Consider the following 8790-nt stretch of genomic DNA (forward strand, 5'->3'; position numbering starts at 1 on the left):
GCCGCGCGGCGGCGCTTTCACGCACGGCCGGGCTCCTGGCCGCGCGCCACACCGCACTTTAGCCGGCGCACATGTCATCAGGGCTTCACCATTCTAACGATAATCGCGAGATACGCCGACGGCCCGCGAGCACCGGCTCGCCACCGGGTCTGTCTGCGGTTCTTTTCAGGCGCCACCTATGGTGTAATGCCGGCATGCAAGTGACCAGCCAGTTCAAGACCGTCGCGCTCGTCGGGCGCAGCAACACGCCAGGCATCGGCGAGCCGCTCGTCGCGCTCGCTTCGTGCATCGCGAAGCTCGGCCTCGAAGTCGTGTTCGAAGCCAGCACCGCCGCCGAAATCGGCGTGACCGACTACCCGGCGCTGCGGCCCGCCGAGATCGGCGCGCGCGCCGACGTCGCCGTGGTGCTCGGCGGCGACGGCACGATGCTCGGCATCGGCCGCCAACTCGCCCCGTACCGCACGCCGCTGATCGGCATCAATCACGGGCGGCTTGGCTTCATCACCGACATTCCGATCTCCGACATGCGGGAAACCATCCCGCAAATGCTCTCGGGCAATTTCGAGCGCGAGGAGCGCGTGCTGCTCGAGGCGCGCATCATGCGCGAGGGCAACCCGATCTACCATGCGCTCGCCTTCAACGACGTGGTGGTGAACCGCAGCGGCGTCTCGGGCATGGCGGAGCTGCGCGTGTCGGTGGACGGGCGCTTCATGTACAACCAGCGCTCGGACGGCCTGATCGTCGCGACGCCGACCGGCTCGACCGCCTACGCGCTGTCCTCGCAGGGGCCGATCCTGCATCCGCAGCTACAGGGCTTCGTGCTTGTGCCAATCGCGCCGCACGCGCTGTCGAACCGGCCGATCGTGCTGCCGGACGACTCGAAAGTGAGCATCCAGATCGTTTCCGGCCGCGAAGTGAACGTCAATTTCGACATGCAGTCGTTCACCTCGCTCGCGCTCGGCGACACGATCGAGGTGCGCCGCTCGCGCCATACGGTGCCGATGCTGCATCCGGTCGGCTACAGCTATTACGCGACGCTGCGCAAGAAGCTGCACTGGCACGAGTACCCGTCGCACGAAGAAGACTCCAAATCCTGAGCGGCGCTGCCCTATTCGAGCGCGCCCGCCGCCGTGGTTGACACCTGAACCCCAAGCTCACCAGACGACTTCCATGCTTCGCCATCTCTCGATACGCGACTTCGTGATCGTCGCCGCGCTCGACCTCGAATTCGACGGCGGCTTTACCGTTTTCTCGGGCGAAACCGGCGCCGGCAAGTCGATCCTGATCGACGCGCTCGCGCTAGCACTCGGTGCGCGCGCCGATGCGAACGTCGTGCGCACGGGCGAGAGCCGCGCCGACATCACCGCCGAATTTGAGACGCACGCCCAGGTCGACACATGGCTCGACGAGCAGGCGCTCGGCGCGGCCGAGGCCGACGACGGCCAGCATGGCGGCACGGTGATGCTGCGGCGCGTGGTCGACGCGAACGGCCGTTCGCGAGCGTTCATCAACGGCACGGCGGCGACGCTTGCGCAACTGCGCGAAGTCGGCGAAATGCTCGTCGACATTCACGGCCAGCACGCGCACCAGTTGCTGATGCGCCCGGATGCGCAACGCGAACTGTTCGACACGCACGCGGGTCTTTCGGACGTCTCGGCCACGGTCACGCGCGCCTGGCGCACGTGGCGCGAGAAGGTCCAGGCGGTCGAGCACGCGCAGACGCGCGACCGCGAGCTGCAACTGGAGCGCGAACGGCTCGCCTGGCAGCTCGCCGAACTCGACAAGCTCGCGCCGCAGCCCGGCGAATGGGAAGAGATCAACGCCGAGCACAAGCGGCTGTCGCATTCCGCGAATCTGATCGACGGCGTGCAGGGCGCGCTCGGCGCGCTATCCGAATCGGACGAGGCGATGATCGCGCACCTCGGCTCGATCGTCTCGAAAATGCGCGACCTCGCGGAGATCGACCCGGCGCTCAACGACGTGCTGGCCGCGCTCGAACCGGCGGAAATCCAGTTGCAGGAAGCGGCGTATTCGCTAAGCCATTACGCGCAGAGGCTCGAACTCGATCCCGACCGGCTCGCGCAGGTCGAAAAGCGTCTCGATGCGCTGCATTCGGCCGCGCGCAAATTCCGTCTGCAACCGGAGACACTGCCCGAAGAACACACGGCGCGACGCACGCAACTAGCCGCGCTCGACGCCGCCGCCGACCTCGACGGCCTGCGCGCCGCGCAAGCCCAGGCGAAAGAAGCCTTCCTCGCCGAGGCGAAAAAACTCTCGAAAGCGCGCGCGAAAGCGGGCAAGGCGCTCGGCGGAGCGGTCACGACCGGCATGCAGGAACTGTCGATGAAGGGCGGCAGCTTCGAGGTCGCGCTCGTGCCGCTGCCCGAAGGCGGCGCGCATGGGCTCGAGCAGATCGAGTTCCGCGTGGCCGGGCACGCCGGCGTGCCGCTGCGGCCGCTCGCGAAGGTCGCCTCGGGCGGCGAACTCGCGCGTATCAGCCTTGCGCTCGCGGTCATCGCAAGCGCGGCGAGCCCGACGCCGACGCTGATCTTCGACGAAGTGGACACCGGCATCGGCGGCGGGGTTGCCGAAGTGGTCGGCCGGCTGCTGCATCAGCTCGGTCACGCGCGCCAGGTGCTGTGCGTCACCCACTTGCCGCAGGTCGCCGCGCGCGGCGATCACCACTTCCGGGTGGCGAAGACCGGCAACGGCAAGGGCGGCACGATCAGCAGCGTGACCTCGCTCGACAAGGCGAGCCGCATCGAGGAAGTCGCGCGCATGCTAGGCGGTCTCGAAATCACCGCGACCACGCGCAAGCACGCGAAGGAAATGCTGGCGGCGTAAGTCGGACGTGAAGGGGTCGACATGGCCGCCCAACCCCCTTCACCCAAACACCCTCTTCCACAACGCCAGCACCGCCGCCCGCTCGGTACTCACGCGCGCCGGCTCGACCCGCGCCTTCTCCATCCCGTCGAGCCGCAGCGTGTGCTGCAGCTTGCGATAGGTGCGATACGCGGCGCCGACCGTCTCCGCTTCGGCCTCGCTCATGAGCCCGAAGCGCGACACTTCGCGCAGCAACGCGATGTTGCCGGTGTTGCGAATCAGCTCGGGATCGCTCGCCGCATGCAGCAGCACCCAGTACTGCACCGTGAATTCGATATCGACCATGCCGCCGCGATCGTGCTTGAGGTCGAACAGTTCCGGCGTATGGTTCGGATGCCCGGCCGCGACGCGTTCGCGCATCTCGACGATCTCCTTCGCGAGCGGCGCCGCCTCGCGCGGCGTCGTCAGCACCTGTTCGCGGATCGCCTCGAACTTCGCGCCGATTTCGGCGTCGCCCGCGCAGTAGCGCGCGCGCGTGAGCGCCTGGTGCTCCCAGACCCATGCGGTGTTGGCGGCGTCGCCCTCGCGCAGCTGGTAGCGGCGGAACGCGTCGAGATCGGTGACAAGCAGACCCGACTCGCCGTTCGGCCGCAGCCGCAGGTCAATGTCGAACAGCGTGCCGGCGCCGGTCGCGGTCGTGAGCCACGTAATCAGACGGCGCGTATAGGTCGCGTAGACGTCGGCGGCGGCATCGTCGGGATCGTCGTAGAGGAAGATCAGGTCGAGGTCGGACGCGTAGCCGAGTTCCTTGCCGCCGAGCTTGCCGTACGCGATCACCGCGAAGCGCGGCTCGTCGCGATGCCGTTTCGCCAGTTGCTTCCAGACCGCTTCGAGCGTCACGTCGAGCACCGCGTCGGCCAGCTCGGAGAGGCGGTCGCTCACGTGCTCGACCGAGAGCTTGCCGGCCAGATCGATCAGCAGAATGCGGAACACCTCGGCATGGTGCGCGTGGCGCAGCAGGTCCATCTGCTGCTCCACGCCGTCGGCGGCCGCGAGCCGCAGGCGCAAGCCGCGCTTGAACTCGGCCCAGTCGAACGGGCTGTTGATCGCCTCGCCGTCGAGCAGTTCGTCGAGCAGTTGCGGATGGCGGATCAGATAGCCCGCCGCCCAGCGCGAGCCGCCGAGCACCGACAGCACCTGGTGCAGCGCCTGCGGATATTCGGTCAGCAGCGCGAGATAGGCGCCGCGCCGGCTCACCGCTTCGAGCAGATCGAAAAAGCGCGCGACAGTATTGCCGCGCCGCTCGGGCGGTTCGAGCGTGCGCGCGGCTTCGAGCGCGCGCTGCGCGACGATGTCGAAGCGCTGCCGGCTGCGCTCGTTCAGGCCCATGTAGCGCGACGAGCGCCACACCCCTTGCAGCCGCGCGAGCAGATCGCCGGGCTCGGCCACGCCCAGCTCGATCAGGCGCGCGCGCAGCGCGTCGTCGGCGCTGTCGTCGGCGAGCGCGCTGCTCCAGACCCACGCGGCCGCGCCATCTTCGGGGGCCGCGCAGCCGTCGCGGCCGCTCACCTTGTCGGCGAAAATCTGGTCGAACTGCTGCTCGACGAATTCGCGATGCGCGTCGAGCCTCGCCATCAACGCCGCGTAATCGTCGCAGCCCATCGCGCGGGCCAGTGCCGCGCGGTCTTCGGGATCGACCGGCATCGCATGGGTCTGCGCGTCGTTGCGGTATTGCAGACGGTGTTCGAGCTCGCGCAGAAAGCGGTACGCCTGCGACAGCTTCACGCACACCGCCGGGTCCATCAGCCCATGCGTGGCCGCATGGCGCAGCACGGCGAGCGTCGGCCGCACGCGAAAGCCCGCGTCCTGGCCGCCGCGAATCAGCTGGAACACCTGCGCGCTGAATTCGATTTCGCGGATGCCGCCGCGTCCGAGCTTGATGTCGTCGGCCTTGTCGGGCCGCATCGAGGCGCGGCGCTGCGCTTCCTGGCGAATCTGCAGATGCAGCGCGCGAATCGCGCTGATCACGCCGAAGTCGAGATAGCGCCGGTAGACGAACGGCGTGACGATCGCGTCGAGCTGCTTCGAGAGCCGCTGCGCCGCGGCGCTCCCGCCTTCCGACACGAGCCGGCCCTTGATCCACGCATAGCGCTCCCACTCGCGGCCCTGCACGTAGAAATACTCTTCGAGCATGCCGAGGCTGCACACGAGCGGCCCCGAATCGCCGTTCGGCCGCAAGCGCATGTCGACGCGAAACACGTAGCCGTCGGCGGTCACTTCGGCGAGCGCGCCGATCAGGCGCTTGCCGAGGCGCGTGAAGAACTCCTGGGTCGCGAGCGGCGAGCGCTGGCCGCCGGCCGTCTCGCCGTCGTCCTCATAGACGAAGATCAGATCGATATCCGACGACACGTTCAGCTCGCGCCCGCCGAGCTTGCCCATGCCGACCACCCCGAGCGCGAGCCGCTCGCCCTGCGGGCCGCGCGGCTCGCCGTAGAGCGCTTCGAGCTCGGCGGTGAGCACCGCGAGCGCGCGCTGGATCGTCGCTTCCGCGAGATCGGTCATCGCGCCCGTGACTTCGGCGATGTCGGCCTCGCCGGCCAGATCGCGCTCCATCACCGCGCAGAACACCTCGGTGCGCAACTGGCGCAGCGCTTTCTTCAGCGCTTCCTCGCCGAGCGGCGCGCCGGCCGGACCGGCCGCCCCGGCGCACAACGCGTCGAGACGGGCATCGATGCGCTCGCGCGTGAGCGGCACGACGGCCAGCGCGTTCACGTGCTCGACGAGTTGCGGACGGGCCGCGGCGGCGCGCGCCGCATAGCGGGAATAGCTGGAACTCAGGAGAGTGGCGTCAGTCATCAAGAATCAGGCTCGCTCGTTGCTGGTTGGCGTTGTCCGGTGTTGTTTCGATGCATGGCGGCACACGGAAGGGAACGCTTCGAAAAGCGCGCACAAGGCCTTGCCGGACCGGCCGGCGGCAGCCGCAAAGCGGCACGCGGACAGGGTTTGCAGGAGGTCCGCCGACGCTTTTCCGTGTGTTACATTCCATAGTTAATCCGCAAAACTACCATACGCCCAGCCGACGCAGCATGTCCGAGCGAAACGAATCCGTCGACCCGCACGCCACCGAGCAGCTCCGGCACGCGAGCGGAAGCGACCACGTCGTGCTGCGCCGGATCTTGCGGGTGGTCCTCGCGCTCGCGCTCGTCCTCTATTTCATCGCCACGGGGCTGTTCCTCGGCCTGCGCTACGTGGTGCTGCCGCGCATCGACATGTTCCGGCCGCGCATCGAGGCGGTGGTCTCCGAGAAGCTGCGCACGCAATTCACCATCGGGCGGCTCGCGCCGCATTGGAGCGGCTTCCAGCCGGGCCTCGACGTCACGAACCTGGTCATCCGCGATCGCGACGGCCACGCCGCGCTGACGATTCCGCACGCAACCGCGACGGTCTCATGGCGCTCGCTGTGGCAGTTCCAACCGGCGCTGTCGAGCCTGATCGTCGATCAGCCGGACGTGCTGGTCGCGCGCAGCGACGACGGCGTGCTGTCGGTCGCGGGCGTGCCGGTGCCGACCCGGCATAGCGGCAACGACGCGCTTTCCACCTGGCTCCTGCGCCAGCAGGCGATCGTCGTGCGCGGCGGCGTGCTGCGCTGGCGCGACGCGCTGCGCGAGGCGCCGGAACTCGCGCTGCGCGACATCCGCATCGCGATCCTCAACGACGGCTACGACCACCGCATGGCGCTGCAGGCGCCGCCCGACGGCCAGGTGCTGAAGGGGCCGCTCGACTTCCGCACGCACTTCCGGCACGCGCCGCTTTCCGAGATCGGCAAGCCGATCAACTGGAAAGGCCAGGCGTACATCTCGACCGGCACCGTCGATCTGCCGACGCTCGCGCGCTACATCAAATTCCCGATCGAGACGTTCGCCGGCCGCATCGACAACGCCATCTGGATCGACTTCTCCGACGGCCGCATGACGGCGGCGGGCGGCCGGCTCAACGGCACCGACATCGCGCTGCGCGTGCGGCCGACCCAGCCGCGGCTGCTCGTGCCGGTCGCCCATTTCCTGTGGCACGTCGAAGCCACCGAAGGCGACTACCGACTGCAGCTCTCGGACCTGAGCGCCGAACTCGGCCAGCCGCCGCTCGACGACGGCACGCCGCTCACGCGCCTGCTCCAGTTCCACACGCTCGATGGCCGGTTCCGGGCCGCGACGCAGCAGCACGGGCAACTGCTCGGCGTCAGCGGCGATCACGTCGACCTCGGCATCCTCGCCGAATTCAGCCGCGCACTGCCGTTGCCGCGGCGCTTCCTGAACGGGCTCGTGCGCATCAATCCGCGCGGGCTCGTCGCCAACTACGTGATCGAAGTGGAGCGCGGCAAGCCGGAATCCGGCGAGGTAGGCAGCGACCGTCGGCCGGCCGGCGCGGAGCCGATCGAGCGCTATCGCTTCAAGGGCGATCTGCAGGGCATCAGCTTCGCCGCCCAGGAGCCGGGGCCGGGGCTCACGCCGCGCGGCCATCCGCGCGCCGGCATACCGGGCATCGAAAACCTGTGGGGCAACGTCGACGCCGACGAGAAAGGCGGCCATGCACTGCTCGATACCTCGAACGTGGCGATTACGCTGCCGGGCGTGTTCGACGATCCGCGCCTGAAGCTCGACCGGCTGCACGCCCGCGCCGACTGGGTCATGGGCGCGAAGGCGCCGGGCGACAACCGGCCGGCCTTCAGCCTCAAGCTCGCGGACGTCGCGGTCTCCAACGCCGACGTCGCGGCCACCGCCGCTGCCAATTACAGCAACCCCGGCCACGGCCGCGGCTCGCTCGACCTCAAGGCCGACTTCCAGCGCGCGCAGGTCACGCGCATCGTGCGCTATCTGCCGACCTCCGTCAGCGAGAAGCTGCGCATCTATCTGGGCCACGGACTGCAGGCGGGCATCTCGCGCGGCGCCACGATCGAAGTGCACGGCGACCTGACCCAGTTCCCCTATTCGCGCGATCCCGCCGCCGGCATCTTCCATATCGTCGCGCCGTTCCGGGGCGGCCGCTTCGACCCGACGCCCTACCCGCCGCGCAACATGAGGAACGGCACGCCGAACCTGTGGCCGGCGCTCGACGACATCGACGGCGTGTTCGAACTGAAGCAGAACGTGCTGCGCTTCGACATCGAGCGCGGACGCTACAAGCGCGTCGCGCTCACCAGCGTGCGTGGCAGAATCGCCGACCTCGGCACGAAAAGCTCGAACCTAGTCATCCAGGGCAATGGCCGCGGCCCGCTCGCCGACATGCTCGACTACGTGAACGACAGCTCGCTCGGCATCATGGCGCGGCACCAGACCGAGAAGATCCGCGCCGACGGCGCCGCATCGCTCGCGCTCAAGCTGACGATCCCGCGCACGCCCAAGCCGCATATAGGCGTGGAAGGCGCGCTCGGCTTCCTCGATAACCGCCTGAGCATGAACAACGTGCCGCCGCTGTCGCAACTGAACGGCCGGGTGCGCTTCACCGAGCACACGGCCGAGGTCGAGCGGCTCTCCGCGCAGTTCCTCGGCGGCGACCTGCACGCAAACGGCGGCTTGCGCCAGAACGGCACGTACGCGCTCGCGCTGAACGGCCACATTGCCGTCGATGCCGCGCGCGGGCTCGATCTGCATGGCCCGGCCGGGCAGGTGTTGACGCGCCTGAGCGGCAGCGCGCCCTATGCGCTGAAGGTGAACGGCGCGAAGGGAAGCCTGCCGCAGGTCAGCGCCGATTCCGACCTGAGCGGCCTCGCGCTCGATTTCCCGGCGCCGTTCGACAAGCCGCTCGGCACGCCGATGCCGCTGCACTTCACCGTCAGCCCGGCGACGACGCCCGGCGACGCCGGTCTCGAACGCGCCGACCTCGCGTTCGGGCCGATCGCCGCCACGTACCTGCTGCGCTACGCGCCGAAGGTGCAGCCCAATACGCCGCCGGCGGTCGTGCGCGGCGCGG

The 8790-nt window shown here is 68.9% G+C and carries 4 protein-coding genes; 3 read left to right on the forward strand and 1 reads right to left on the reverse strand.

Translation table 11 applies throughout. The features are described 5' to 3' along the window. Positions 1–194: 194 nt before the first annotated feature. Both GXB81_RS29425 and recN read left to right on the forward strand, forming a co-directional pair. Entirely contained in the window at positions 195–1097 is a 903-nt protein-coding gene (locus GXB81_RS29425) for an NAD kinase (protein ID WP_167036017.1), read from the forward strand. Between the two features lie 73 nt (positions 1098–1170). Next, on the forward strand, positions 1171–2844 hold the full coding sequence (gene recN, locus GXB81_RS29430; RefSeq protein WP_205991049.1) for a DNA repair protein RecN: 1674 nt from the start codon (positions 1171–1173) through the stop codon (positions 2842–2844). 39 nt (positions 2845–2883) lie between these two features. Here recN and glnE read toward each other — a convergent pair whose 3' ends face one another. Further along, on the reverse strand, positions 2884–5679 hold the full coding sequence (gene glnE / locus GXB81_RS29435) for a bifunctional [glutamate--ammonia ligase]-adenylyl-L-tyrosine phosphorylase/[glutamate--ammonia-ligase] adenylyltransferase (protein ID WP_205991050.1): 2796 nt from the start codon (positions 5677–5679) through the stop codon (positions 2884–2886). Between the two features lie 230 nt (positions 5680–5909). On the opposite strand from glnE, the gene GXB81_RS29440 reads away from it, so the two are divergent. Then, a partial coding sequence (locus GXB81_RS29440; RefSeq protein ID WP_205991051.1) for a DUF3971 domain-containing protein occupies positions 5910–8790 on the forward strand: 2881 nt, incomplete at its 3' end.

Source organism: Paraburkholderia sp. Ac-20336 (assembly GCF_017105025.1).
Taxonomy (GTDB): Bacteria; Pseudomonadota; Gammaproteobacteria; order Burkholderiales; family Burkholderiaceae; genus Paraburkholderia.

What these genes read in the sequence shown, in the direction of transcription:
- recN (WP_205991049.1), top strand. Translation starts at nt 1,171, where the DNA reads ATGCTTCGCCATCTCTCGATACGCGACTTCGTGATCGTCGCCGCGCTC.
- glnE (WP_205991050.1), bottom strand. Translation starts at nt 5,679, where the DNA reads ATGACTGACGCCACTCTCCTGAGTTCCAGCTATTCCCGCTATGCGGCG.
- GXB81_RS29425 (WP_167036017.1), top strand. Translation starts at nt 195, where the DNA reads ATGCAAGTGACCAGCCAGTTCAAGACCGTCGCGCTCGTCGGGCGCAGC.